Here is a 25206-nt window from a genome sequence, read left to right as displayed (position 1 = left end):
TCTTTTCCAGCAGTAGCGAATATCAGCGTCATTAATAGAACGGCTCAGACCCCGAAAACCGGGGCCTGCGGCCTATTGACGCACCAGGAATTTGATATCGCTGGGCGAATCGAACGGCAATTTCTGCACGGTCTTGCCCAGGAAACCGGTCTTGGCGTCGCGCTCGATCACCACGATCTCGTTGCTTTTCTGGTTGCCGATCAGCACGTACTGGTTGCTGGGGTCGAGGCTGAACTCGCGAGGGTGGTCGCCTTCCACCGAGCGCCGCTGGATCTCCTTGAGCTGGCCGCTGGCCTCGTCGATGGCGAACACCAGCAGTTGATTGGCGGTGCCGCGGTTGCTGACGTACAGGTACTTGCCGTCCTTGGAGGCATGCAGCGCGCCGGCCGCCTTCTTGTCCTTGCCGCCGCTGGTCAAGTCGAGGATCTGCGTCTGGGTCAGCTTGCCGTCCTGGTAATCGAAGACCGCCACCTGGGCGCTCATCTCCATGGTCAGGTAGGCGTGCTTGCCATCGGCGCTGAACAGCAGGTGCCGCGGGCCGCTGCCCGGCGGCAGTTCGACGAACGCCGGCTCGGCGGCGGTCAGGGGACGTTCGGCATTGGCCTTGGGGTCGTAGCGGTAGACGAAGACCTTGTCCGCGCCCAGGTCGCTGGCGAACACGAACTTGCCGTCCGGCGACGACACCGTCGAATGCACGTGGGCCGAGACCTGGCGCTCGGGGTTGACCCGGCTGGCCGGGTGGCTGCTGAGCTGGACCACCGGCGACAGCTTGCCGTCGGCGCCGACCGGCAACACCGCCAGGCTGCCGCCCGGATCCTCGACCACCGAGTAGTTGCTGACGAACAGGTAACGGCCGTCGCCGCTCAGGCTGGAGTGCGTCGGTTCGTTGCCCAGGCTCTGCACCTGGTTGATCGGGCTCAGCTTGTGGCCCTTGGCTTCGATGCTGAAGCTGCTGACCCGGCCGATCGGATCGACCTGCCCCGGGCCGTTCTCGTTGACCACGAACAGCTGCTTCTGGTCCTTGGACAGGATCAGCCAGGACGGGTTGGCGCTCTTGACCACCTGCAACGGCTTGGCGTCGATCTTGCCCGTGCGGCCGTCGAACCTGAAGCGGTAGATGCCTTCGCTCTGGCCCTGGGTGTAGGAACCGACCAGCAGTTCCTGGGTCTCGACCGGCGCGGCCTGCACGGACATCGCGCCGACGCTGCCAGCCATCAGCAGTGGCCAGAAGTTACGCATCTTCATGTTCGTCTTCCTCATCGTTGCGGGCACTGAAAGCGCTCATGCACACCAGGCGGTGTTCGCCGGAATCGCCGACGATGGTCCAGCTTTGCAGGCCCTCGTCGAAGGTCGCGGCGCCTACCTGCACTCGGCTGAAACTCCAGCGTTTGGCCGCTCGGCCGTCCATGCATTCGATCAGCAGTTGCTGCTCGTCCAGGGTGAAATCGAAGGCATGCAGGCCGTCGATTTCCAGCATGTCGCAGGTCTCGAGGGCAGTCAGCAAGGTGTCTGTAGGGGCAGTCATGGCGATCAATCATCGGTTGGAAAGCGGCCATGATAGCGGGTCCGGCGCGGCGCGGCTGTAGTGGCATCGCAAAGTTTGGACAACCAACCTGTAGCCTGCGAACGGGCGTCGCTCTCAGAATCGCAGAAGGTCCTGCGGACCTTGCACAGCCTTCGGCAGCGGCTACATCGTCAGGTGTCGAACGCCATCGCGTGGTATGCCGCGCCCCCTGTAGCCGCTGCCACTGGCTGCGCACGACCGCGCAGCGGGCGCCGCTCTTGAGATTGCAGAAGGTCCTGCGGACCTTGCGCAGCCTTCGGCAGCGGCTACATCGTCAGGTGTCGGACGCCATGACGCGGTACACCGCGATCCCTGTAGCCGCTGCCGCAGGCTGCGCACGACCGCGCAGCGGGCGCCGTTCTTGAAATCGCAGAAGGTCCTGCGGACCTTGCGCAGCCTTCGGCAGCGGCTACACGGTCCAGCGTCCGGGCATAAAAAAACCGCGACCTGGGTCGCGGTTTTATCTGGAGCCTTGCGGCTTAGTGGGCGAACAGCGAGTTGCCCTTCTGCCCGGCGAGCTTCTCCGGCTTGATCAGGAACCGCGCCAGCGCCGGCAGCAGCCACAGCGCGCCGAACATGTTCCACAGGAGCATGAAGGTCAGCATCAGGCCCATGTCGGCCTGGAACTTGATAGCCGAGAAGATCCAGGTGGCCACGCCGATCGCCAGGCACAAGCCAGTGAACAGCACCGCCTTGCCGGTGGATTTCAGGGTCTGGTAGTAGGCTTCCTGCAACGGCAGGCCCGCGCGCAGGAAACTTTCCAGGCGGCTGTAGATGTAGATCCCGTAGTCCACGCCGATCCCCACCCCGAGCGCCACCACCGGCAGGGTCGCGACCTTGACGCCGATGCCCATGAACGCCATCAGCGCGTTACCCAGCACCGAGGTCAATACCAGCGGCAGGACAATGCACAGGGTCGCCGCCCAGGAGCGGAAGGTGATCATGCACATCACCGCCACGCAGATGTACACCAGCACCAGGATGGTCAACTCGGACTTCTTGATCACCTCGTTGGTGGCCGCCTCGATCCCGGCGTTACCCGCCGCCAGGAGGAATTCCAGGCCGTCCTTGTTGTTCTCCTTGGCGAACTCCTGCACCGCGTGCACCGCGCGGTCCAGGGTCTCGGCCTTGTGGTCGTTGAGGAAGATCAGCACCGGCGCCAGCGAGCAATTGTTGTTGTACAGGCCGTCGGCGCGGGCGATGGAGTTGTTCAGCACGTCCGGGTTGCGCGACAGGGTTTCCCATTTCAGGTTGCCCTCATTCATGCCCTTGATCATCTGCTTGGACACGGTCACCAGGGAGATCGCCGACTGCACGCCCTCGGTGTTCTGCATCTTCCACATCAGCTCGTCGATCGGCGCCATGGCTTCGTAGCGCGAGCAGCCTTCGGACGCGGTCTTGACCATCACCACCAGCACGTCGGAGCTGGTGGAATAGTTGCTGATGATGAAGTTGTTGTCCTTGTTGTAGCGCGAGTCCGGGCGCAGCTCCGGCGCGCCCTGGTCGAGGTCGCCGATCTTCAGGTTCTGGCTGTACCAGAGGCCGCCGCCGAAGGCCAGCAGGGCCAGGACGATCGACACCGGGGCGACTTTCGGGCTGGCGAAGTTGGCCAGCAGGCGCCAGAACGGATGCTCGCGGGTCGCGTCCTTCTTGCTGCGCTCGATCGCGCGCTTGCTGATGCCGACATAGGAAATCGCCACCGGCAGCAGGATCAGGTTGGTGAACACAATCACCGCCACGCCGATGGACGCGCCGATGGCCAGCTCGCGGATCACCCCGATGTCGATGATCAACAAGGTGATGAAGCCCACCGCATCCGCGAGGATCGCGATCATCCCCGGCAGGAACAGCTGGCGGAAGGTGCGCCGGGCCGCAGTCAGGGCGTTGTCGGCGGCGCCGGATTGCAGGGCGATACCGTTGATTTTCTGTACGCCGTGGGAGATGCCGATGGCGAAGATCAGGAACGGCACCAGCATCGAATACGGATCGAGACCAAAGCCCACGGCGTGCATCAGGCCCAGTTGCCAGACCACCGCCACCAGGGTGGTGATCAGCACGGCGATGGTGCTGCGGATGCACCAGGTGAACCAGTAGAGCAGCACCAGGGTGATCAGGAAGGCGATGCCGAAGAACATCACCACCATGATCAGGCCGTCGATCAGGTCGCCGACCTTCTTGGCGAAGCCGACGATGTGAATCTTCACATTGGGGTTCTGCGCCTCGAACTTGTCGCGGATCTTCTCTTCAAGCTGGTGGGAGAACTTCTGATAGTCCAGGGCCAGCAGCTTGCCCTGGTCTTCCGGGTCCGGGTAGGACTCCAGCAGCGGAATGTCGACGATGCTTGACTTGAAGTCGTTGGCCACCAGGCGCCCGACCTGCCCCGACTTGAGCACGTTGTTGCGCAAAAGATCGAGACTGTCGGCCGAACCGTTGTAGCTCTGCGGAATCACTTCGCCGCCGGCGAAGCCCTCCTCCGTCACCTCGGTCCAGCGCACGCTGGGGCTCCACAGCGATTTGAGGCCCGAGCGGTCGACGCCGGAGATGTAGAACACCTCGTCGTGGATCTGCCGCAGGGTCTCCATGTAGTCCTTGGTGAAGATATCGCCGTCCTTGGCTTCCACCGAGATACGCACGGTGTTGCCCAGGTTCGCCAGGTCGTTGCGGTGCTCCATCATCTTCTCGATGAAAGGATGCTCGAGCGGGATCATTTTTTCGAAGCTGGTGGACGGCTTGATCAGCGTGGCCTGCCAGAACAGGAAGATGCTGACCAGCAGGCAGATGACGATCACTGCCGGGCGGTTGTTGAAAATCAGACGTTCGAGAAACGTCGCCTTGTCGGTTTGATGACTGCTCATGGAAGTGTTCCCGCCTTCTTATTATTGGCCCGGCTTGCTTGCCCTGATTATTTTCCGAGATCGGCGCCGTCCGCCGAGGTCGAGCGCACACCGCCCTGCCCCGCCAGAATCAGGTTGCCATTGCCGGCCGCCGTCACCGCGGCCAGGGAGATGCGATCCGGCCGGTTGTAGACGCTGAAGGTCACGCCGTTGTCGGTACTGCGCACCACGCTGCCGCCATTGCCGACGATCACCAGCGAACCGTCGTCGAGCAAGGTCGCCCCGGACAAGCCGAACTCGAGGCTGCCGCGGGCCGCCTTGAGCTCGACCTGCTCCCAGGTGCTGCCGAAATCAGTGGAACGATAGAGGTTGCCGCGCAGGCCGTAAGCCAGCAGCGTGGCGGGCTGGGCGGTGCCGATCACACCGAAGAACGAACCTTCATAAGGCCCTTCCAGGCGCTCCCAGGTCTGCCCCCAGTCGGCGGAACGGAACATGCTGCCCTGCTCGCCGACGATGAACAGACCGGAATCCTTGACCGCGGCGATGGCGTTGAGGTGGTACTGGTCTTCGTTGTCCAGGCGGTCGCTGACGTCTTCCCAGTTTTTGCCGCCGTCGGTGGTAGCCAGCAGCGCACCGTAGGCGCCCACGGCAAAACCGCTCTGGGTGTCCTGGAACCAGACATCCAGCAGCGGCGCTTCGCGCTTGAGGTCCTCGAATTGCTTGGTCCAGGTCAGGCCGCCGTCTTCGCTGGCCAGCACCTGGGCATCGTGGCCGACGGCCCAGCCATGCTTGTCGTCGACGAAATAGACCGCGGTCAGCAATTGCCGGCTCGGCACCTTGGCCTGGATCCAGGTCTGGCCCTGGTCGTCGGAATAGAGAATGTGCCCACGGTCGCCCACCGCGACCAGGCGCGGGCCGGCGTGGGCGATGTCGAGCATCAGGCCTTTGCTGGCCTTGGCCGATGCCGTGGAATAGACCGTGTCCGCCGCGGCGGCGGCAGCCTGGACGGGAGCCGGCAACAGGGCGACCCCCAACAGCGAGAGCGCTGTAGCCAGCAACGCAAATCTGCGCAAAGCCGGCGGGCGGCAGGAACTCACACCCATGACAGGCTCACTCATAGACCATCTCCCCCATTATTATTGTTAGGTCGTTCAACCTTTACAGGGCGCCGTTCGGGGTCTGCTGGCTTCGGACATCGTCCTGAAACCTGCAATCTAGAGCCCCTTCGGAAGCTGGCTTATCCTATCGGGCTTTAGAAACGTCTGACAATCGACGCCACGTTATCTTTTGTTAACCCGGCGGCCCGGTGCGGAAAGCTGAATGGCCCGGCATTCGGCGCCATGATGAATAAAGGCCACTATGGAGCCTTTATCAAGGGCGCCTGCGCCAAGCAGCGTTCTACGTAAGTGTGCGGGGAAATCCCAAGACGTCGAGCAAGTCATAACCAATGGCTTTCGAGGCCGGATCGTAATAGGCCTGGTAAAAGTTGAAAGTCTTTCTCTTGTGCTTGTCACACAATGCCTTGACGACCTCTATGGCCCTGATCTTGTCGGCGACAGGGGTCGCTATGCCAAAAATCAAACCGTCCAGGCTTTTGAACTTGTACCGCACCTTTCTTTTCGCCCCGTCGCGCAGATCCATATTGGACTTGAGCACGATCCGGAACTCCTTCTCCGACTCCCAGTGGCTGAGTTTCGAGGTCAAGATGGCGTTGAATTTCTCGAAGTGCCTGGCAGTCGCCTGCCTGTCTTCTGAAAACAGCCATTCGAAACTGGAGCTGAAAGAAAAGAGGTTGCTATCGAAATGCCAATCCTCCAGCAGCGCCTCGGGCGAGGTATTGCCCATCGTTCGAAAAAAGTCGACATGGGAAAACTCCCGACTGTAGGAAACCTCCTGGAAAGGCATGTTTTTGAAATCGTAAACAAGCCTGTCGTCCAGGCTTTCCTTGGGCATCTTCAACTTCAGGCTGTGCCCTGCCTGATGGCTGTCGACCTTGAACTTCAGGCATATCGCCTTATGGTTCCCGCCATAGGAGCCCCAGATCGATGAGTTCCTGCACTCGTCCATAAAGCAGGCCACGTACCATCTGGGGTACATCAGTTCATCCAGGGCCTTGACGAACCCATGGGGAAACTCGCGGATCAAGGAGTTCATGCCCACGGCCTTCTCGCCACTGAAAAACCGGTGTCCGACATTACCCATCATGATGTCGAACATCGCCTTGTCCAAGGCAGCCTCACGGTAGTAGCTGAAACGTTTTTCGTCGGTATCCTCCAAGGCAATCCGGGCAAGCTCAGTCGAGTACCGAGCGTTTTTTTCATCCGCATTTTCAGCCATCGGCTCGTAACGCAGGCTGCCGATCCAGGTGTCCTTGTTCACCTGGAAAACCACGGACAGAAAAATGGGGTGCAACCGGACAAGATGATGAATGAGTTCAGGCTGGTAACAGCGTCTTTGGTCTTTGCTCAGCGCAGCGATGTAAGACTGGATAACGCTATCGGCGAACAGCTTCTCAAGCATTTCGGCAAAGCACGTGGCGCAAGTCGGCTCCAGACGGGACACACGCGCATGAACCTTCAGGGCATTGGAATATCTTTCACCATCGCCCAGCAGCATGAGTTCCCAGCTTTTCAACGCCAGCAACAACAGATAATGCTTCAGCAAGTTTTTCCAAAGAAGGGTATCGCCTGCCCAGAACACTTCCCGGTACCCCTCCAGCGGGTCGTTCAACTGTTCGGGAGCGGCAAAATAGATTTCCAGGTTTTCCAGCTCGCCCGGTTGTTCGACGCCCTGATCATCCTTGCCGCCAAGCAGCCTTGCAGCAGGCCTGAACCGATATAAAAACTTGTCCATCATTAAAGACTTTCCGCCTTCCCGGGCTTCCATCAAGCCAAACAGTACACGCCGGCCCAAATAGCCAGAGATAACCGCCCACGCAATCGAACGGGCAGGAAATTCCGTCCCGAACGATTGAAACCGTTAGATTTGAACAACTGAAAACCCAAGCCACAACAGCAGTCGTGGCTTGGGCTGAATGCACTCAGGCGAGGCTTTTGCTGACCACTTCGAACACGTCGCTGGACAGCTCGCCGGAGGCGCGGATGCGCTCCAGCTCGGCCTTCATCAGTGCCTGGCGGGCACTGTCGTACTTGCGCCAGCGGGTCAGCGGCGCCAGTTGCCGCGAGGCGATCTGCGGGTTGAAGCCGTTGAGCTGGATCACCAGGTCCGCCAGGAAGCGGTAGCCGGAGCCGTCCGCCGCGTGGAAGTTGATCAGGTTCTGCCCGGCGAAGGCACCGATCAAGGCGCGGACCTTGTTCGGGTTCTTGATATTGAACGCCGGGTGCTGCATCAACGCCTTGACCCGCTCCAGCCCACCCGGCAAGGGGCTGCCGGCCTGGACGCTGAACCACTGGTCCATGACCAGCGCGTTGTCCTTGAAGTGCTCGGCGAACACCGCCAGGGCCTTGGCCTTCTCGGCCTCGAATGGCGAGTTGACCAGTACCGCCAGGGCGGTCAGGCGCTCGGTCATGTTGTCGGCGGCGTCGAACTGTTCGATGGCCGCCGCCAGCACGTCGGGCTTCTCGGCAAGCATCAAGTACGACAGCGCGATGTTCTGCAGGGCGCGACGGGCGAAGTGCGCGGATTCGGCCATGTATTCGGTGCTGCGGGAGACTTCGCGGTTGGCCTGGTAACGCGCCCACAACGCGTCGTACAGGCTGGCGGCCAGTTGCTGGCGGGCGAACTCGCGCGCCGCATGAATGGCCTCGACGTCCGCCACCTCGCTGATCTCGGTCAGGTAAGCCTCGCCCGGCAGCGAGAGCATTTCCGCGACCATGGCCGGGTCCAGGCGGTCGTCGGCCAGCACGGTGCCCAGCACGGTGACCAGACGCTGATCCATGACCAGCGCTGCGCCCTGCTGATGCTGGGCGATCAATTCCTGCAATACCTGCACGGCCAACTGCTGGCCGGCATCCCAGCGATTGAAACCGTCGCTGTCGTGCTGCATGAGGAACATCAGCTGGTCGCGGCTGTAGGGGAAGCTCAGTTTCACCGGCGCCGAGAAGCCGCGCAGCAGCGACGGCAACGGTTGGGCGGCGATGTCGACGAAGGTGAACGTCTGTTCGGCTTCGGTCACCGAGATCACCCGCGAGGTGCCCTGCGCGGCGCTTTCACCGGCCAGGCGCAGGGCAATCGGCGCGCCCTTGGCGTCCAGCAGGCCCAGCTCGACCGGAATCACGAACGGCTGTTTTTCCTGCTTGTCCGGTGTCTGCGGGTAGCTCTGGCGGAAGGTCAGGCTGTAGGTCTTGGCCGTCGCGTCGTAAGACTCGCTGACCGCCAACCGCGGCGTACCGGCCTGGCTGTACCAGCGTTTGAACTGAGTGAGGTCGATGCCGTTGGCGTCTTCCATGGCCTTGACGAAATCGTCGCAGGTCACGGCCTGGCCGTCGTGTCGCTCGAAGTACAGGTCACTGCCCTTGCGGAAGCCTTCGGCGCCCACCAGGGTGCGGATCATGCCGACCACTTCCGAGCCCTTCTCGTATACGGTCAGGGTGTAGAAGTTGGAAATCTCGATAAAGCTTTCCGGGCGCACGGCGTGGGCCATGGGGCCGGCGTCTTCGGCGAACTGGTGGGTGCGCAGGTAGGCCACGTCCTGGATGCGCTTGACCGTGCGCGAGTTCATGTCGGCGGAGAACCCGGCGTCGCGGAACACGGTGAAACCTTCCTTGAGCGACAGCTGGAACCAGTCGCGGCAGGTCACGCGGTTGCCCGACCAGTTGTGGAAATATTCGTGGGCGACGATCGCCTCGACCCGCTGGTGCGCGGCGTCGGTGGCGGTCTCGGCGCGGGCCAGCACGGCGCTGGAGTTGAAGATGTTGAGGCCCTTGTTCTCCATGGCGCCCATGTTGAAGTCGTTGACCGCGACAATCATGAAGATGTCCAGGTCGTACTCGCGGCCGTAGGTTTCTTCGTCCCAGCGCATGGACTTCTTCAGGCTGGTCATGGCGTGCTGGCACTTGTCGATGTTTTCCGGCTCGACATAAATGCGCAGCGCCACGTCGCGGCCGCTCATCGTGCGGAAACTGTCCTCGACGCACCACAGATCGCCCGCCACCAGGGCGAACAGGTAGGCCGGCTTCATGAACGGGTCTTCCCAGGTCGCCCAGTGCCGGCCGTCTTCGCCCGGGCCGCTGGCGATCGGGTTGCCGTTGGACAGCAGCACCGGGTAGCTGTGCTGCTCGGCCACCACCGTGGTGGTGAACCGGCTCATCACGTCCGGGCGGTCGAGGTAATAGGTGATCTTGCGAAAGCCCTCGGCCTCGCACTGGGTGCAGAACATGCCGCTGGACTTGTACAGGCCTTCCAGGGCGGTATTGCTTTCCGGGTGGATCCTGACGCAGGTGTCGACCGTGAAGGCGTCGCTGGTTGGCTGCAGGGTCAGATGGTCGGCGTCCAGCTGGTAGTCGGCGGCGCTCAGCTCGCGGTCGCCCAGGGCCACCGACAACAGCTCCAGCTGCTGGCCGTCGAGCACCAACGGCGGCAAACCGGCACCGCGCGCGGGGTTGCGGCGCATCACCAGTTGCGCATGGACCAGGCTGTGGTCCTCGAACAACTCGAAGGTCAGGTGCGTCTCGTCGATCAGGTACTCGGGCGCCTGATAGTCCTTCAGGTAGATCATCTTCGGTTGTTCGGTACGCATGGGTCGAATCCTTCTACTGATGCACGGCGAGCTGGTAGGCCGTGTATTTACGAATGTTGATCACACCGGTGTCGAAGATCAGGTATTGGCCCTTGATCCCCAGCAGCGTGCCTTCGGCAATCGGGTTCTTGTCCAGGTTGAAGCTGACGATCTTGGCCGGGTACTGCTCGACCGGGTAACGAATCTCGATCGGCTCGATATCGGTGACCGGCTGGATCGCCTGCAAGCCGAAACGCTCCTGCAAGGCCAACAGGCCCTCGGCGCAGGAGGTGAACAACTGGTCGCGCACCTGGGCCAGGTCCACCGCCTGTGCGTCGCCCTTGAGCAAGGCACGCCAGTTGGTCTTGTCGGCCACCTGGGTACGGAACAGGTCCTCGACGAAGCCAGACTGCTGACGGGTGGCCACGCGCATGATCGGCAGCGCCTGGCTGGCGCCCTGGTCAAGCCAGCGGGTAGGCAGTTGGGTGGCCCGGGTGATGCCGACCTTGATCCCCGACGAGTTGGCCAGGTAGACCACATGGTCGGTCATGCAGAACTGCTCGCCCCAGGACGGTTCGCGGCAAGTGCCAGCGTCGTAGTGGCAGCGTTCCGGGCTCATGATGCAGATATCGCACTGGGCCAGCTTGGTCATGCACGGGTAGCAATAGCCCTGGCTGAAGCTGGTCTTGGTCTTGCGCCCGCAATGGGTGCAGTGGATCGCCCCCAGGTATTCCAGGCGCAGGGTGTTGCCGATCAACGGGTTGACCGGCACCTCGGTGTCGCCAAGACGAAAGGCGTACTGCACGTTCGGCCCGTCCAGGCGGGCCGACATTTTACTGATGGAGCCGCGGCCGATCTCGATCAATGGATGGCATCCGACTTGAACAGGATGTTCGCCACCGGTTCCGACTTCGAGGCGCACTCCTGCGGGCCCATGTAGCCGGTGCGCTGCTCCTCGGGCAGGTTGTGCATTTCCCAGGCGATCATCGCCTGCAACGACAGCTCGCGCTGCTCGGCGGTGAGCTTGCGGCCGTCGGACCATTTGCCGATCTCCACCGCCAGCTTCAAGCTCTGGTAGATGTCCGGGGTGATGTTTTCGATCATTTCGATAAAGGACGACATAAAGGGTCTCCAGCGTTAGAGGGCCAGTTTACGGCGGCTGTACCAGCCGCCCAACAAACCTGTGAGGCATCCGACGAGCAACCCGCCGACATGGGCGGCGTTGGCGATTTCACCGAAACCGATCATCGAGATCAGCCCCGACATACAGATCAGCAACCACACCAGCATCATCACCAGCACCCCGCGAGGCAGGCGATAGGCCGGGTTCGGCGACAGCAACTGGTAGATCCAGCAATGCCCGAGCAGGCCGTACAACACGCCGGACAGGCCACCGAACAGGCTCGGCCCGCCGAACAGGTATTGCGCGTAGTTGGACACCAGGCTGAACAGCAGCGTCAGGCCCAGCAGGTTGATACTGCCCTGGCGCGCTTCGATACGCCGCCCCAGCTCCCAGTACCACATGCCGTTCATGGCGATGTGCAGGAAACCGAAGTGGATCAGCATCGGCGTGACCAGGCGCCACCACTGCCCCGCCGCCAGGCTGTCGGCCAGGGGCGTGAACTGGATGTAGTCGCCGGCCACGCGGAACTCGAGAAAGGTCAGCCAGCGCAGGGTCTCGAGGTTTTCCCCGAGCAGGGTCACGGCCGCCACGACCAGGCTCAGCAGCAGGATCAGTGCGGTGGCCGGGCTGCGCCGCAACTGCTCGACGAACCCCGGGCGGCGCAAGGCGGTGCCGGCCTCGGGAATGTCCAGTTGCTGCTCGGGGTCGCCGGCCGGGAAGCGCTCGTACAGCGAACGCACGTCGGCGCTGATCGCGTCCGGCACCCAGAGCACCTGCTCCCCCGCTTCCTCGCTGACCCGGTGCGGCACCTGCATGCGCTGCAACAGCTTGACGAAACCGCTCAAGTCCACGCTCAACGGCAGACGCAATACCGCCACGGCACTCATTGCACGACCTCCGGCCGCTCGACGTCGACCCAAACGAATTTATTCGGGTCCAGGCGGGTTTCCTGGTCCAGGCGATACGCCGCCAGCTTGCCGTAGAGCACCGCGCTGTAGTCCAGGCAGGCCAGGTTCGAGCGGATCGGCGCCGGCTTGCCGCTGCGCCAGTAATGGCCGACGAACAGCATCGGCTCGTCGACGCCGTAGCGCAGCAGGTTGTTTTTCTGTGCCGAGGACAGCGGCGTGCGCGCCACCGGCTCGGGCAGTGCGTCGGGCTGGAACACGATGTCGCCGTAGGTCTGCGGGTTGTCTTCCCAGAACTTGGTACGGAAGAACGAACGCGTCAGGCCGTCGCCGCTGGTCATGGTCAGGCCATCGGGCAGACGCATGTCGGTACCGCGCAGCAGGCGGTCGAACACGGTATTGGCGAAACTGCCGGGCACCGCCGAGGCCTGGAGAAAGTGCTCGTCGATGCAACCGTCGGGGTATTGCGCTCGCAGCGGCGCGATCAGGCCGGCGTCCCAACAGGCGTGCACCACGCGGAACCGCCCGGCGTCGACGAACAGCGGCATGTCGTAGAACCAGGCCAGGAAATCGTGCCAGTCGCCAGGGTGGTGCTCGAATTGCGCCAGGGTTTCGTTGATCAGCCGGGCATGGCGCGGCGTGTGTTCGCGCACGAACGTTTGGCCGCTGCCGGGCGGCGCCGGGGTGCTCCAGCCCAGGGCGTTGAATTCATGGTTGCCCATGATGCACAGCGCCTGGCCGGCCTCGACCATGTCGTGGACGATATGCAGGGATTCACGGATACGCGGACCGCGGTCGATGATATCGCCGAGGAACACCGCCATGCGCGACGGATGCCGCCAGACGCCGCCCTGCTTGTGGTAACCGAGCCGGTCCAGCAAGTGTTCCAGGGTCAGGGCGCATCCGTGCACGTCACCGATCAGGTCGTAGCTACGCGCGGGATCTAGCATCAGTCGCCTCCACCGCCCAGTCGGCTGCCCCAGCCGAGCTTGGTCCGGCAGACCTCATAATAATTGTGGTCCAGCGGATGGATCAGGCGCAGTTTCTGCGCCTTCTTGCTGACGGTGATGGTGTCACCGGGGGCGCAGGTGAAGTGGTTCTGCCCGTCGCAGGAAACCTGCGGGTAGATCTGCAAATCCTTGGACACGACGATTTTCAGCTCGCTGTTGCCATCGACCACGATCGGCCTTCCCGACAAGGTATGGGGGTACATCGGCACAATCACAATGGCGTCGAGCTTGGGATGCATGATCGGCCCGCCGGCGGACAGCGCGTAGGCGGTGGAACCGGTGGGCGTGGCGACGATCAGGCCGTCGGCCTTCTGGCTGCAGACGAACTGGCCGTCGATGTAGATCTCGAACTCGATCATCCGCGTCGATTTGCCCGGGTGCAGCACCACATCGTTCAGCGCGTCGCCCTGGCCGATGGCCTCGGCGTGGCGGCGTACTTCGGCCTGCAGCAGGAAGCGGTTTTCCACCAGGTAGTGGCCGTCGAGGACTTCGGCGACCTTGACTTCCAGCTCGTCCGGACGGATGTCGGTGAGAAAACCCAGGCTGCCGCGGTTGATCCCCAGCACCGGGATATTGTGCCGCGCCAGGGCGCGAGCGGCGCCCAGCAGGCTGCCATCGCCGCCGACCACGATCACCATGTCGCAGACTTCGCCCAGCAGCTTGCGCGACGAGGTTTGCAGGCCGTGGCCAGGCAGGACTTCGGCGATGGTGTCTTCGAGGATCACGTGCAGGTGGCGGGCGAGCAGAAACTTTTTCAGTCGGCGAACTGTGTCCAGCACCTGGGAACTGCCCAGGCGACCGATAATGCCGATATTGCGAAATTGCTCCATGGGGCTCCTGCGGGGGTTCTGGGACGGGCAAAGCAGAGATTATGGGCGAAAGCCGGCCATAGACAAAATCCTTTCAGCCGCGACGTTAGGCGCTATGCTCGCAACATGATCCTGTTTCCCGGCTTGCTCGACCTCCCCCGCCAGTTGCGCCGCCCCGAGGTGCGCGACCTGGCCTGGGTCGTCCTGGCGCCGCCGATGCTCGACGAGACGCCCTGGCCGCAACGCCATCCGCTGGCCGGCAGCGACTGGGTGCAGACGCCGCACCTGCTGGCGCACTGGCTGCGCCAGCAGGACCAGGACAGCCGCGCCCTGCAACGCTGGCTGGCGCTCGGGCCGACGCGGCGCCTGGGCCTCTACTACGAACGCCTGTGGCAATTTGCCGTACAGCAGGCGCCCGGCGTCGAGCTGCTGGCGGCGAACCTGCCGATCCGCCGCGCCGGCCACACCTTGGGCGAGCTGGACATGCTGCTGCGCGACCACGACGGGGTTCATCACCTGGAACTGGCGATCAAGCTCTACCTGGGCCCGCAGCAGGGCAACGGCGCGGACCCCGCGTCATGGCTCGGCCCCGGCTGCCACGACCGCCTGGACCGCAAGCTGGCGCACCTGAACGAACACCAGTTGCCGATCTCGGCCCAGGCCGACAGCCTGGAAGTGCTCGCCGCCCTGGATATCCAGGACTTCAGCGCGCACCTGTGGCTCGGCGGCTACCTGCTCTACCCCTGGCCCGGCACCGCCCAACCGCCTCGCGGCGCGCACCCGGCGCACCTGCACGGGCGCTGGCTGCATCAGCGCGACTGGCCGGCCTTTATCGCGCAAAGCCTGCCCGGGCGCTGGCAACCCTTGCCACGCCAGGCCTGGCTGGCACCGGCCAGTTACCCGCCGGAACAGACCTGGAGCGCCCCGCAGCTAGAGGCCTGGCTGCAGGACCTGGACCCGCACGCCCCGGCGCAACTGCTGGTACGCCTGACACAAACCCACACCGGCGACTGGGAAGAGGCCGAACGCCTGTTCCTGGTGGCGGACCTGTGGCCGAATGTGCCGGGGACGGGGTAAGTTTCGGTGGCGGCCTTCAGGGCGTCATCGCGAGCACGCTGGCTCCTACAGAAACCTTCACATCACCGACAAGCGCACGGCCAGCGCCGCCAGGGTCACCAGCAGCACCGGCAGGGTCAGTACGATGCCAGCCTTGAAGTAGCGGCCCCAGCCGATATGAATACCCTTGCGCTCCAGCACATGCAGCCAGAGCAAGGTGGCCAGGCTGCCGATCGGGGTGATCTTCGGCCCCAGGTCGCTGCCGATTACGTTGGCGTAGATCATCGCGTCCTTGACCAGCCCGCTGGCCTGGCTGGCGTCGATGGACAAGGCACCGATCAGCACCGTCGGCAGGTTGTTCATGATCGACGACAACACGGCCGTCAACAGACCGGTGCCCATGGCCGCGCCCCAGATGCCGTAGTCGGCGAAGCGATCGAGCCAGCCGGCCAGGTAGGTGGTCAGCCCGGCATTGCGCAGGCCGTACACCACCAGGTACATGCCCAGGGAGAAAATCACGATCTGCCATGGCGCTTCCCTGAGCACCTTGCGCGTCGAGATCTTGTGGCTCCGGGCGGCGATGCCCAGCAGCAACGCCGCGCACGCCGCCGAGATCGCGCTGATGGGAATGCCCAGCGGCTCCAGGGCGAAACAGCCCAGCAGCAGGATCACCAGCACCCACCAGCCGGCGAGAAAGGTCGCCCTGTCGTGGATCGCGCTGGCCGGCGGTTGCAGTTCCTCGGGGTTGTAGGTGCGCGGAATGTCGCGGCGGAAGAACCACAGCAACACCGCCAGGGTCGCGGCCACGCTGACCAGGTTCACCGGCAGCATCACCGCCGCATACTGGTTGAAGCCGATATGGAAGAAGTCCGCGGAGACGATGTTCACCAGGTTCGACACCACCAGCGGCAGGCTCGCGGTATCGGCGATGAACCCGGCGCCCATGACGAACGCCAGGGTCGCGGCCCGGGAGAACTGCAGCGCCAGGAGCATGGAAATCACGATCGGGGTCAGGATCAGCGCCGCGCCGTCGTTGGCGAACAGCGCCGACACCAGCGCGCCGAGCAGCACCATGAAGGCAAACAGCCGGCGACCGCTGCCCCGTCCCCAGCGCGCCACATGCAGGGCGGCCCAGGCAAAAAAGCCGGCCTCGTCGAGCAGCAAGCTGATGATGATCAAGGCCACAAAGGTGCCGGTGGCGTTCCAGATGATCTGCCAGACCACCGGAATATCCGTCCATTGCACCACCCCGAACAACAGCGCCAGGACCGCGCCGAACACCGCGCTCCAGCCCACGCCGAGGCCCTTGGGCTGCCAGATCACCAGGGTAATGGTCAGCAGGAAAATCAGTGAAGCGGTGAGCATGCCAGGCAGCCTTGAGCGGGGAACATTGGGGAAGGACTCAGCGGCGCGGCACACTCGACCATCGAGGCGACCGGCGCTGCGGGCGCTCAGGATACCTTGCGCCGCTACGCTCGCCCAAGGTGACATTGAAGGGAAAGGCCCGCGATTGCGCTGGCGGTCGCGGGAGCCGGCGCACCAACTCCCGTGGCGTGGCAATCAGCGTTTCTTGTGCTGCTCGACCCACTGGCCGTAGGCGTTGATAAAGCCTTGCAGGAACGGCTTGACCGACTCGGACAGCTTGCCCGCCTCGTCGAAGGCCGAACCGGCGCCGCCCAGGTAGGCTTCCGGCTGCTGCATGCACGGCACATTGAGGAACACCAGCGACTGGCGCAGGTGATGGTTGGCGCCGAAGCCGCCGATAGCGCCCGGGGATACGCTGATCACCGCCCCCGGCTTGCCGCTCCAGGCGCTCTGGCCATAGGGGCGCGAGCCGACGTCGATGGCATTCTTCAACGGTGCGGGCACCGAGCGGTTGTATTCCGGGGTCACGAACAGCACCGCGTCGGCGGCTTTCACCTGCTCGCGAAACGCCTGGTAGGCGGCCGGCGGGTCCACGTCAATGTCTTCGTTGTAGAGCGGCAGGTCGCCGATCTCGACGATCTTCAGCTTCAGGTTGGCCGGCGCCAGTTCCGCCAGGGCCAGCGCCACTTTCCGGTTGATCGAGGCCTTTCTCAAGCTGCCGACCAGCACTGCAACGGTGTAGACATTGCTCATAGTGAATTCCCGACTTCTGGTTGAGGAAGCTGCTAGTTATAGATGATCCACCCCGCCTCCAGCCACCCCAAGCGAAGGAAAATCCGCGAGATCTACAGGCTCGCCACGGCAGCGATCAGGGGGGCAGACTATTTTTTTCACGTCGCTAAACTTAGTTCGTCCCTATACGGTCTACAGCACCGCGAATTGAGTGTTTTACCTCCAGAGGCTCTAAAGATGGCAGCAGTACTCGTCGGACAATTTCATGCAAGGGACGCGGAAGGCCGTGTCTATTCGGTGCATGAATTCCAGGAATCCATCCCCTCGCCAGAGGGCATCGCCGGCTCGGAGCCTGTCACCACCTACCGCCTGGCCATTGGCGACCGCGTCAACAAGCTGGACGACAACCAATTTTTGCTCGTGCAGTCGGGCATCACCCTCGTTCGCGAACCCGAGGCCATTCCTTCGTAACGTGCCGTCATGGGCAGAAGTCAGATGAACCGACTTGAGTTAGGATTCAGCGTGAATCCCTCACCGGCTGGACATGGACTTCAAGCATGCGTTTACGTCATATCGAAGTGATTCAGGCGCTCCTGCAAACCGCCCACCTGGGCACCGCTGCCGAGCTGCTGCAATTGCCGGTGGCCGAAGTGGAAGCTATCCTGCGCGACGCCGAGGGGCAACTGGGTTTCATGCTGTTCGCCAGCGTTCGCGGCCGCCTGCAAGCCACCCGCGAAGCGCGGGAGCTGCAGCCGGCGATCACCAGCGTCTATGACGCCTTCGAGCCGCTGCAACGCTTGGCCGACAGCCTGAAGCAATACCAGGCGCCGCCGCTGCGCATCATCGGCACCCCGCCCCTGGCCCAGCGCCTGCTGCCGCAGAGCATCGCCGCCTTGCGCCGGCGCTTTCCCGACACCCCATGCAACCTCGCCAGCCAGGGCACCCGCGACATGGTCAAGAGCCTGCTGCTGCGCGAATGCGAGCTGGGCCTGAGCCTGCACAACCCCGACCATCCCGATATCCAGTGCGCGGCGCTGGCCCAGGGCAAGCTGCAACTGCTGGCGCCCCATGGCTGGCTGCAACCGAAACAGAAGTACATTTCCCTGACGGACCTGGCGGGCCAGGCGATGGTCGGCCTGGAAGGCCAGGACCCGCTGAGCGTGACCCTCGACGGCAAGCTGCAGAACCTGCGCCCCAGCCCGACCATCCACACCCGGGTGCAGACCCACCAGATGATGCGCAGCATGGTCGAGGCCGGCGAAGGCCTGGCCATCGTCGACCCCTTCACCGCCCTCGGCGCCCGTGACAGCGGCCTCGATGTTTGCCCGCTCTCGCCGCCGATCCCGGTCACGCTCTACGCCCTGACCCGCACCGGCGACGTCCCGTCGCCCACCCTGGAAGCCCTGCTGCAAACCCTCACGGAAAAGGCCGAAGGCATGCTCGCCGGCTAGTCCGCGGTTTCCCGGGCCAGCTCGTCGGCAAACAATCGATACCAGAAAATCGCCACCTCGGCGGTCGTCGGGTCGATCCCGCGGTAACGCAGGTGATCGACGCCGCCGACCACATAGCCACAGCGCTCGTACAGTCGGCAGGCACCCAGGTTGTTGTTCTGGGTCTCGAGCATGATGCCCGGCAGTTTTTTCTTCCGGCTCCAGAACTGCGCCACATCCAGCAGCGCCCTGGCCACCCCGTGGCGCCGCGCCGGCGCGTGTACCGCCAGCTCGTCGATATGGGCGAAACCGTTCCAGTTGGTGCTGACCACCAGATGGCCGACCGGCTCGTCGTCCAGGTACGCCATGAACACCGCGCTGTCGGCGGCATCGCGATAGCTGGCGAACTCCTCGGGGTCAATGCAGTAGCACTTGCGGTACGGCGTGACGTGCCGCAATGGCCACTGGGCCACCACCTGCCCGCTCTCGACCTGGGCATAGGCGTTGACCTCGAAGCTGAAATCGCTGCTCCAGACATAAGCGGCGAAACCACCGTCGGCCACCCGCACCGACAGGCCGGGGTATTGGGGGTTGATCATTGGCTGCATAGCGGAAACCGTCCTCATACCTTGACGCAATCGACGGTGTAGTGCCGTCCATTGCCTTCATCTTCATGCTGCAATCCATGCACATCCGCGACAAAGCCGGGAAAGCTGCTATCGAACGTACGGGCAAACGCCAGGTAATCGATGATCGAGCGGCTCGACTCGGTGAAGCGCTCGCCCGGCATGATCAACGGAATACCCGGCGGATAAGGCACCAGCATCACCGCCGCCACCCGCCCGGGCAGGGCGTCGATGGACACCGCCTCGACCTCGCCCCGCACCAGATGATCGTAGGCGTCGGCGGGCTTCATCGCCACCTCGGGCAGCACCGTGTACATGCGCTTGAGGTGCTTGGCCGTGGCATTGCTGCGGTAACAGGCGTGCAACTGATCGCACAGATCGCGCAGGCCCATGCCCTGGTAACGCACCGTGTCCTGCCGGGCGATGCTCGGCAGGCAGGCGGCCAGGCTGGCGTTGGCGTCGTAGTTGCGCTTGAACTCCAATAACTCGGTGAGCAGCGTGCTCCATTTGCCTTTGGTGATACCCATGGAAAACAGCACCAGGAACGAATACAAGCCGGTCTTTTCCACCACCAGGCCGCGCTCCCAGAGAAACTTGCTGACCACCGCCGCCGGTATCCCGCGCTCGCTCAGGGCACCGCCGGCCGTGAGCCCGGGCATCACCAGCGTGACTTTGATCGGGTCCAGCAGCACATAGTCGTCGGTGACCCCGGCAAAGCCGTGCCATTCGCCTTCGGGCTCGAGCAGCCAGTCCTCGGTGCGGACCTGCTCGATCCCTTCGACCCGCGGCGGCTGCCAGACGGAAAACCACCAGTCGTCGGCGGCAATGTGCTGGCGCAGGTTGGCCAGGGCCCGGCGAAAACTCAGGGCCTCGTCGAACATCTCCTGCAACAGCGAACGCCCCGCCGGCCCTTCCATCATCGCCGAGGCCACATCGAGCGAGGCGATGATGCTGTACTGCGGCGAGGTGGAGATGTGCATCATGAAAGCTTCGTTGAAGCGGTCGCGGTCCAGTTGCCGCGCGCCGCCGTCCTGCACATGGATCATCGAGGCCTGGCTGAAGGCCGCCAGCAGCTTGTGGGTCGAATGGGTGGTGAACACCAGCGGGCTGTCGGCGCTGCGCGAAGTGCCCATGCCGTAGCGCCCCTCGAAGAACTCGTGAAAGGCTGCGTAGGCGTACCAGGCTTCGTCGAAGTGCAGCACCTCGACGCTGTTGCCCAGGCTCTGCTTGATCAGTTCGGCGTTGTAGCACAGGCCGTCGTAGGTCGAGTTGGTGACCACCGCCAGCTTGACCTTGGGCGGCCGGCCCTGGGTTAACGGGTTCGCCTCGATCTTGGCCTGGATCGACTCGCGGCTGAATTCGCTCAAGGGGATCGGGCCGATGATCCCCAGCTCGTTGCGCTCCGGACAGAGGAACAGCGGGATGGCGCCGGTCATGATGATCGAGTGCAGGACCGACTTGTGGCAGTTGCGATCCACCAGCACCAGGTCGTCGCGACCGACCATGGAATGCCAGACGATCTTGTTGGCGGTCGAGGTGCCGTTGATCACGAAGAAGGTGTGGTCGGCGCCGAAATTGCGCGCCGCCCGGGCCTCGGCTTCCGCCAGGGGCCCGGTGTGGTCGAGCAGCGAACCGAGTTCCGGTACCGACACCGACAAGTCCGAACGCAGGGTGTTCTCGCCGAAGAACTGGTGGAACGCCTGCCCCACCGGACTCTTGTGATACGCCACGCCCCCGCCGTGCCCCGGGGTGTGCCAGGAATAGTTGGAGTCAGCGGTGTGCTGCACCAGCGCCTTGAAAAAAGGCGGCAACAGGCCATCGAGGTAATTGCGCGCGGCCCGTGCCACCTGCCGCGCCAGGAACGGCACCGTGTCCTCGAACAGATAAAGAATGCCGCGCAGTTGGTTGAGCTCGCTCATGGCGTCGGCCGGGGCGTTTTCCAGGGTCACCTGTTCGCCCAGGGCGAAGATCGGCAGGTTCGGCGCGCGCAGCCGCGCCAAGCGGATCAGCTCCACCATGTTCTGCAGCAGATGGGTGTTTTCCCCGGCGCCTTCGGCGGCGATCAACATACACGCCAGGCCGTGATGGGTAGAGGCCACCAGGCGCCCCTCGGCGTAGTCCACCGCGGAAAAGATACTGAAGCCTTCCTGCTCCAGCTCCCTGGCGATCCCCCGCACCCGGTCGCCGGCAACGGTATCGGCCTTGATGTCGCGGTGCACGATAAGGACGGGAAACTTCAGGTCTTTATACATGGGGCAGGCATCCTGAGGCGGCGGACAAACGTCCGCCAATCATCTCAGGGTAGAAGCTCGGGAGCCGGCGCGGAACCCCGCCAACGACCTCCTGTAACAAAAGGTCGCCCACGGACAACTACGACTGCTGGGCCTCTGCTTCGAGCAGTTGGGTCCAGAGCGCCGGAGCGCCGGCGGACTTGGCGATCACTTCCAGCCGCGACAGATGCTCGGCCAGCTCGGCCTCGCTGGCCCGCAGGATTCGCCCCGGCTGACGCTCTGCCGACAAGCGCCGGATAACGCCCGCGCGGCTGCCCATGCCGTCGCCGCCGTCCGAGTCGTTGCCGGCCAGCGACAGGCTGGTCTGGCCGCCGGTCATGGTCAGGTAGACGTCGGCGAGAATCTCCGAGTCGAGCAAGGCGCCGTGCAGTTCGCGGCCGGAGTTGTCGACATCGTAGCGCTTGCACAAGGCATCGAGGCTGTTGCGCTGGCCAGGGTGGCGTTCCCGGGCCATCAACAGGGTGTCGAGGATGCTGCAGTGCTGGGTGATGTCGGCGCGGTCGTGCTGGCCCATCAGGGCGAATTCGTTGTTGATGAAGCCAACGTCGAACGCCGCGTTATGGATGATCAGCCGCGCACCCTCGATGAACTCGAAGAACTCGTCGGCGACTTCGGCGAAGCGCGGCTTGCCCACCAGGAATTCGTTGGTGATGCCGTGGACGCCGATCGCACCCTCGTCGCTCTCGCGATCCGGTTGCAGGTAGACGTGGAAATGCCGACCGGTCAGGCGCCGTCCGATCAACTCGACGCAACCGATTTCAATGATCCGGTGGCCGTCGGTCACCGGCATGCCGGTGGTTTCGGTATCGAGTACAACAGATCTGTTGGCCATCAGGGTCAGTTCTCAACGCTGGAAGTGTTTCAAAGCGCGGGATTTTAGCACGCTCGTCGCGACATGACGCGCCTGCCGGATCGGCGCCGCCTGCGTGTGCAGTTTTTAACAATCATTAGCAAAGCTCATAAAGTTCGCCGCGCGGCGGGTTGCTAGGGTGCCCGGCGATACTTCCAGCGGACCGCCCCTGTCATGACACCCCGAAAAACCCGCCTGCCGTTGCTGCTCTGCGCTTGCCTGCTGGCCTCCGTCGGCCAGGCCACGAGCCTGGTGATCAGTACCGATATCGGCATGAGCCTGACCCTCAGCTCGACCCGCAACACCGCCAACCTCAGCGGTTCGTTCAAGGACGACAAGCGGGTGCTCGCGGCCAAGACCGATGCTGCCGCCTTCGTTGCCAGCGCCGGTGATATTCGCGGCGCCCAACTGGAGACCGCCCTACGGCATATTCGCCAGCGATTCGAGGCGGCGCCCTACTCAGACCTGCAACTGGCCAGTGCCATCCTCACGCTTTGAGCCGGCCTTTCTTACGTCCGCGCTAACTCGCCCCGCCCATGACGCGTTTGTTTAAATAACGGCGGCCATTGCGCTACCGTACGGCCCACTCGGGCGAGCCAGCATTGGCGCCGCCCAGCCCCGGACCTTTGGAGATCGCCTCTCATGCCCGAAACTCGACAGATCATCCCACTGCTGCTGGCCGCGGCCTTCATCAGTGGTTGCTCTTCCCTTCCCGCGACCGGCCCCGACGCTGGGCAGCCGCCGCTGATCGTCGCCCATCGCGGCGGCGCCGCGGACTTTCCGGAGAACACCCTGCTGGCCATCGACAATGCCCTGCGCAACCAGGTCGACATGCTCTGGCTCACGGTGCAACTGAGCCGCGACGGCGTGCCGGTGCTCTATCGCCCGGCCGACCTCAGCGCCAACACCGGACAATCCGGCACGGTCAGCGAGAAAACCCTGGCGCAGTTGCAACAGTTGAATGCCGGCTGGAACTTCAAGCACACGGCGGCCGATGGCCAGGTGAGTTTTCCCTATCGCGCCCAGGCGCTGCCCATTCCATCGCTGCAACAGGCGCTGGCGGCGATCCCCGAGAACGTGCCGGTGATTCTCGACATGAAGGCCCTGCCGGCCGGCCCCCAGGCCCAAGCCGTCGCCCAGTTGCTGGAGCGGCTGCACGCCTGGAACCGGGTGCTGATCTACTCCACCGATGCCAGTTATCAGCAGGCGTTCGCGCAGTACCCCAAGGCCCGCCTGTTCGAGTCCAGGGACGGCACCCGCGACCGGCTGGCCGGCGTCGCCCTCGCCCATGACTGCGCGGCGCCGCCCGCGCCGGGCACGTGGGTGGCCTTCGAGTACCGGCGCCCGGTGCAACTGGTCGAAACCTTCACCCTGGGCGAAGCCCGCTCCAAGGTTGACGCAAGGCTGTGGACGCCCGCGGCGGTGGACTGTTTCCAGTCCGCGGGCAAGGTCGGGATGCTGGCGATCGGCGTCAACAGCGCCGAGGATTACCGGGCCGCCGCCTGCCTGAAGATGGATGCGGTGCTGGTGGATTCGCCCCGCGCCATGCGGGACGTGAAGCAGCGGCTCGAACGGCCGCTGCGTTGCAACTGACGACGGGCGCGAAGTACCCCGCGCGGCATCAAGCCTGCTTGTAGCCGCGCACTTCGTCGACGCCACGGTTGGCCAGTTGGTCGGCCCGTTCGTTACCGTGGTGCCCGGTATGGCCACGCACCCATTTCCAGGTGACCTGGTGGCGGTTGACCTGCTCGTCGAGCTGCTGCCACAGGTCGGCGTTCTTCACCGGTTCCTTGGCCGCGGTTTTCCAGCCGCGCTTTTTCCAGTTGGCCATCCACTCGTTGATGCCCTTCATCACATACTGCGAGTCGGTGACCAGCAGCACCTGGCACTCACGCTTGAGCTCCTCCAGGCCACGGATCGCCGCCATCAGCTCCATGCGGTTGTTGGTGGTGTTGGCTTCGCCGCCCCAGAGTTCCTTCTCCACACCCTTGAATACCAGCAGTGCGCCCCAGCCCCCCGGGCCAGGATTGCCCTTGCAGGCGCCGTCGGTGAAGATTTCTACGCTATCGCTCATGCCAGACTTCCAATCGAAAATACCTGTGGCTTGCCGATCGCCGATCGGCAACACCGAAGCCGGGCCGCTCGGCCCGACTGATTTAAAGAGGAGGATCGCTGTGCCGGCGGTTGACCTTGGCCATCGGCAACGGCACCAGCTTGCCCATCGGTTCGCGGCGCACCTGGCGCACAGGGCGCAGGCCGACCACGATCTTGCGCGCCACCAGCAGATAAAAGCCGCCGCCAGACAGTTGCCAGTCGCCGGCCTTGCGCTCCCAGCCAGCGAGCCGCGCCTGCCAGGCCGCCGAAGCGAGCGGCGGACGATAGCACCCGAAGCGGCGTTTCTCCAGCGCGAAGCCCAGCAGGTTCAGCCAGTCGGCGACCCGCGACGGGGAGATGCAACGCGCCTTGCCCAAGGCGTCGTGGGCGAACACGTGGCGCAGGCCCCAACTGCTCCAGGGGTTGATGCCGACGATCAGCAGGTGCCCGCCGGGCCGTACGGCGCTGGCGGCTTCGCGCAGCAGGCCGTGGGGCGACAGGCAGAAATCCAGGCCATGCTGCAACACCACCACATCGGCGGCATGCTCGCTGAGCGGCCAGGCCTGTTCCTCGCAGACGATCTCGACGCCGGGCAGCGGCGCGCCCAGGCGAACGTTGCGCTGCACCTGGGGTGCTGCCGGCGGGGTCTGCGCCGACGGGCCGTAATGCACCAGGTAACCGCCGAAGAAACGCCCCAGCTCGTCGTCGAGCATGCGCCGCTCTTCGTCCAGGAGAAATTGCCCCAGGGGGCCGGACAGCCACTCACGGGCCGAACTGATCAGGTCCAGCCAGTCAGGATCGGCCTGAGCGAACGCTTTATCGGTCATTGCATTCTCCAAC

Annotated in this window: 23 protein-coding genes; 5 read left to right on the top strand and 18 right to left on the bottom strand. The window is 63.8% G+C overall.

All coding sequences use genetic code 11. The annotated features are described in order from the left end of the window. Positions 1 to 72: 72 nt before the first annotated feature. From BTN82_RS13155 to BTN82_RS13105, 11 genes are all read right to left on the bottom strand, one after another. The gene (locus BTN82_RS13155; RefSeq protein WP_075119547.1) at positions 73 to 1245 is read right to left on the bottom strand and encodes a lactonase family protein; all 1173 of its coding nucleotides are present in this window, start codon (positions 1243 to 1245) and stop codon (positions 73 to 75) included. Then, entirely contained in the window at positions 1232 to 1525 is a 294-nt protein-coding gene (locus tag BTN82_RS13150) for a DUF5629 family protein (RefSeq protein WP_075119546.1), read from the bottom strand. Before BTN82_RS13150 ends, BTN82_RS13155 begins: the two co-directional genes overlap by 14 nt. 518 nt (positions 1526 to 2043) lie before the next feature. Further along, positions 2044 to 4419, bottom strand: a complete 2376-nt coding sequence (locus BTN82_RS13145) for an efflux RND transporter permease subunit (protein ID WP_075119545.1) — start codon at positions 4417 to 4419, stop codon at positions 2044 to 2046. A gap of 47 nt (positions 4420 to 4466) precedes the next feature. Then, positions 4467 to 5516 (bottom strand): WD40/YVTN/BNR-like repeat-containing protein, encoded by a 1050-nt coding sequence (locus tag BTN82_RS13140; RefSeq protein ID WP_075119544.1) that lies wholly within the window; start codon positions 5514 to 5516, stop codon positions 4467 to 4469. Between the two features lie 280 nt (positions 5517 to 5796). Further along, a complete protein-coding gene (locus tag BTN82_RS13135) occupies positions 5797 to 7254 on the bottom strand; it encodes a DUF2971 domain-containing protein (RefSeq protein ID WP_075119543.1) in 1458 nt (485 codons plus the stop codon). A gap of 184 nt (positions 7255 to 7438) precedes the next feature. Further along, complete coding sequence (gene pepN, locus BTN82_RS13130; protein WP_075119542.1) at positions 7439 to 10096, bottom strand: aminopeptidase N; 2658 nt, start codon at positions 10094 to 10096, stop codon at positions 7439 to 7441. 13 nt (positions 10097 to 10109) lie between these two features. After that, complete coding sequence (locus BTN82_RS13125; RefSeq protein WP_075119541.1) at positions 10110 to 10940, bottom strand: DUF2797 domain-containing protein; 831 nt, start codon at positions 10938 to 10940, stop codon at positions 10110 to 10112. After that, entirely contained in the window at positions 10937 to 11197 is a 261-nt protein-coding gene (locus tag BTN82_RS13120) for a YeaC family protein (RefSeq protein ID WP_075119540.1), read from the bottom strand. The genes BTN82_RS13125 and BTN82_RS13120 overlap by 4 nt, the downstream gene beginning before the upstream one ends. Positions 11198 to 11212: 15 nt before the next feature. Next, the gene (locus tag BTN82_RS13115) at positions 11213 to 12085 is read right to left on the bottom strand and encodes a rhomboid family intramembrane serine protease (protein ID WP_075119539.1); all 873 of its coding nucleotides are present in this window, start codon (positions 12083 to 12085) and stop codon (positions 11213 to 11215) included. Further along, positions 12082 to 13056, bottom strand: coding sequence for a metallophosphoesterase (locus tag BTN82_RS13110; RefSeq protein WP_410002812.1), 975 nt, complete (start codon positions 13054 to 13056; stop codon positions 12082 to 12084). The genes BTN82_RS13115 and BTN82_RS13110 overlap by 4 nt, the downstream gene beginning before the upstream one ends. Then, on the bottom strand, positions 13053 to 13943 hold the full coding sequence (locus BTN82_RS13105) for an NAD(+) kinase (protein WP_075119537.1): 891 nt from the start codon (positions 13941 to 13943) through the stop codon (positions 13053 to 13055). The genes BTN82_RS13110 and BTN82_RS13105 overlap by 4 nt, the downstream gene beginning before the upstream one ends. 105 nt (positions 13944 to 14048) lie before the next feature. On the opposite strand from BTN82_RS13105, the gene BTN82_RS13100 reads away from it, so the two are divergent. Continuing rightward, entirely contained in the window at positions 14049 to 14999 is a 951-nt protein-coding gene (locus BTN82_RS13100; RefSeq protein WP_148169535.1) for a DUF1853 family protein, read from the top strand. Between the two features lie 57 nt (positions 15000 to 15056). Here the strand turns inward: BTN82_RS13100 and BTN82_RS13095 are convergent, their stop codons facing one another. Beyond that, positions 15057 to 16343, bottom strand: a complete 1287-nt coding sequence (locus tag BTN82_RS13095) for an arsenic transporter (protein ID WP_075119536.1) — start codon at positions 16341 to 16343, stop codon at positions 15057 to 15059. A gap of 195 nt (positions 16344 to 16538) precedes the next feature. Then, positions 16539 to 17096 (bottom strand): NADPH-dependent FMN reductase, encoded by a 558-nt coding sequence (locus BTN82_RS13090; protein ID WP_075119535.1) that lies wholly within the window; start codon positions 17094 to 17096, stop codon positions 16539 to 16541. Positions 17097 to 17312: 216 nt separating this feature from the next. On the opposite strand from BTN82_RS13090, the gene BTN82_RS13085 reads away from it, so the two are divergent. Together BTN82_RS13085 and BTN82_RS13080 are read left to right on the top strand one after the other, a co-directional pair. Further along, positions 17313 to 17546 (top strand): hypothetical protein, encoded by a 234-nt coding sequence (locus BTN82_RS13085; protein ID WP_075119873.1) that lies wholly within the window; start codon positions 17313 to 17315, stop codon positions 17544 to 17546. A gap of 86 nt (positions 17547 to 17632) precedes the next feature. Continuing rightward, a complete protein-coding gene (locus tag BTN82_RS13080) occupies positions 17633 to 18526 on the top strand; it encodes a LysR substrate-binding domain-containing protein (protein ID WP_075119534.1) in 894 nt (297 codons plus the stop codon). On the opposite strand, the gene BTN82_RS13075 is transcribed toward BTN82_RS13080, so the two are convergent. From BTN82_RS13075 to dnaQ, 3 genes are all read right to left on the bottom strand, one after another. Then, complete coding sequence (locus BTN82_RS13075; RefSeq protein ID WP_075119533.1) at positions 18523 to 19113, bottom strand: GNAT family N-acetyltransferase; 591 nt, start codon at positions 19111 to 19113, stop codon at positions 18523 to 18525. The two genes, BTN82_RS13080 and BTN82_RS13075, sit on opposite strands and share 4 nt — an antisense overlap. 14 nt (positions 19114 to 19127) lie before the next feature. Beyond that, complete coding sequence (locus BTN82_RS13070) at positions 19128 to 21383, bottom strand: Orn/Lys/Arg decarboxylase N-terminal domain-containing protein (RefSeq protein ID WP_075119532.1); 2256 nt, start codon at positions 21381 to 21383, stop codon at positions 19128 to 19130. Between the two features lie 118 nt (positions 21384 to 21501). Then, positions 21502 to 22254 carry a DNA polymerase III subunit epsilon gene (dnaQ, locus tag BTN82_RS13065; protein ID WP_075119531.1) on the bottom strand — a complete coding sequence of 251 codons (753 nt, stop codon included), beginning with the start codon at positions 22252 to 22254 and terminating at the stop codon, positions 21502 to 21504. A gap of 192 nt (positions 22255 to 22446) precedes the next feature. Between dnaQ and BTN82_RS13060 the strand changes: the two genes are divergently transcribed. Together BTN82_RS13060 and BTN82_RS13055 are read left to right on the top strand one after the other, a co-directional pair. After that, on the top strand, positions 22447 to 22770 hold the full coding sequence (locus tag BTN82_RS13060; RefSeq protein WP_075119530.1) for a DUF2388 domain-containing protein: 324 nt from the start codon (positions 22447 to 22449) through the stop codon (positions 22768 to 22770). A gap of 144 nt (positions 22771 to 22914) precedes the next feature. Next, a complete protein-coding gene (locus BTN82_RS13055) occupies positions 22915 to 23865 on the top strand; it encodes a glycerophosphodiester phosphodiesterase family protein (RefSeq protein WP_075119529.1) in 951 nt (316 codons plus the stop codon). Between the two features lie 28 nt (positions 23866 to 23893). Here BTN82_RS13055 and rnhA read toward each other — a convergent pair whose 3' ends face one another. Both rnhA and BTN82_RS13045 read right to left on the bottom strand, forming a co-directional pair. Next, a complete protein-coding gene (gene rnhA, locus BTN82_RS13050) occupies positions 23894 to 24346 on the bottom strand; it encodes a ribonuclease HI (RefSeq protein WP_075119528.1) in 453 nt (150 codons plus the stop codon). Positions 24347 to 24428: 82 nt separating this feature from the next. Beyond that, on the bottom strand, positions 24429 to 25193 hold the full coding sequence (locus BTN82_RS13045; RefSeq protein WP_075119527.1) for a class I SAM-dependent methyltransferase: 765 nt from the start codon (positions 25191 to 25193) through the stop codon (positions 24429 to 24431). Positions 25194 to 25206: the final 13 nt, after the last annotated feature.

Origin of the sequence: Pseudomonas chlororaphis, from assembly GCF_001921865.1 — a bacterium.
GTDB lineage: Bacteria > Pseudomonadota > Gammaproteobacteria > Pseudomonadales > Pseudomonadaceae > Aquipseudomonas > Aquipseudomonas chlororaphis_D.
This window is presented reverse-complemented; position numbering and strand designations above follow the sequence as displayed.

Bases quoted from the DNA above. Each gene is read 5' to 3' on its own strand.
- BTN82_RS13060 (WP_075119530.1), top strand. From the start codon at position 22,447: ATGACACCCCGAAAAACCCGCCTGCCGTTGCTGCTCTGCGCTTGCCTG.
- BTN82_RS13095 (WP_075119536.1), bottom strand. From the start codon at position 16,343: ATGCTCACCGCTTCACTGATTTTCCTGCTGACCATTACCCTGGTGATC.
- BTN82_RS13155 (WP_075119547.1), bottom strand. From the start codon at position 1,245: ATGAAGATGCGTAACTTCTGGCCACTGCTGATGGCTGGCAGCGTCGGC.
- BTN82_RS13115 (WP_075119539.1), bottom strand. From the start codon at position 12,085: ATGAGTGCCGTGGCGGTATTGCGTCTGCCGTTGAGCGTGGACTTGAGC.
- BTN82_RS13150 (WP_075119546.1), bottom strand. From the start codon at position 1,525: ATGACTGCCCCTACAGACACCTTGCTGACTGCCCTCGAGACCTGCGAC.
- BTN82_RS13140 (WP_075119544.1), bottom strand. From the start codon at position 5,516: ATGAGTGAGCCTGTCATGGGTGTGAGTTCCTGCCGCCCGCCGGCTTTG.
- pepN (WP_075119542.1), bottom strand. From the start codon at position 10,096: ATGCGTACCGAACAACCGAAGATGATCTACCTGAAGGACTATCAGGCG.
- BTN82_RS13070 (WP_075119532.1), bottom strand. From the start codon at position 21,383: ATGTATAAAGACCTGAAGTTTCCCGTCCTTATCGTGCACCGCGACATC.
- rnhA (WP_075119528.1), bottom strand. From the start codon at position 24,346: ATGAGCGATAGCGTAGAAATCTTCACCGACGGCGCCTGCAAGGGCAAT.
- BTN82_RS13090 (WP_075119535.1), bottom strand. From the start codon at position 17,096: ATGAGCAATGTCTACACCGTTGCAGTGCTGGTCGGCAGCTTGAGAAAG.
- BTN82_RS13145 (WP_075119545.1), bottom strand. From the start codon at position 4,419: ATGAGCAGTCATCAAACCGACAAGGCGACGTTTCTCGAACGTCTGATT.
- BTN82_RS13045 (WP_075119527.1), bottom strand. From the start codon at position 25,193: ATGACCGATAAAGCGTTCGCTCAGGCCGATCCTGACTGGCTGGACCTG.
- dnaQ (WP_075119531.1), bottom strand. From the start codon at position 22,254: ATGGCCAACAGATCTGTTGTACTCGATACCGAAACCACCGGCATGCCG.
- BTN82_RS13100 (WP_148169535.1), top strand. From the start codon at position 14,049: ATGATCCTGTTTCCCGGCTTGCTCGACCTCCCCCGCCAGTTGCGCCGC.
- BTN82_RS13135 (WP_075119543.1), bottom strand. From the start codon at position 7,254: ATGATGGACAAGTTTTTATATCGGTTCAGGCCTGCTGCAAGGCTGCTT.
- BTN82_RS13075 (WP_075119533.1), bottom strand. From the start codon at position 19,113: ATGCAGCCAATGATCAACCCCCAATACCCCGGCCTGTCGGTGCGGGTG.
- BTN82_RS13120 (WP_075119540.1), bottom strand. From the start codon at position 11,197: ATGTCGTCCTTTATCGAAATGATCGAAAACATCACCCCGGACATCTAC.
- BTN82_RS13080 (WP_075119534.1), top strand. From the start codon at position 17,633: ATGCGTTTACGTCATATCGAAGTGATTCAGGCGCTCCTGCAAACCGCC.
- BTN82_RS13055 (WP_075119529.1), top strand. From the start codon at position 22,915: ATGCCCGAAACTCGACAGATCATCCCACTGCTGCTGGCCGCGGCCTTC.
- BTN82_RS13085 (WP_075119873.1), top strand. From the start codon at position 17,313: ATGGCAGCAGTACTCGTCGGACAATTTCATGCAAGGGACGCGGAAGGC.
- BTN82_RS13105 (WP_075119537.1), bottom strand. From the start codon at position 13,943: ATGGAGCAATTTCGCAATATCGGCATTATCGGTCGCCTGGGCAGTTCC.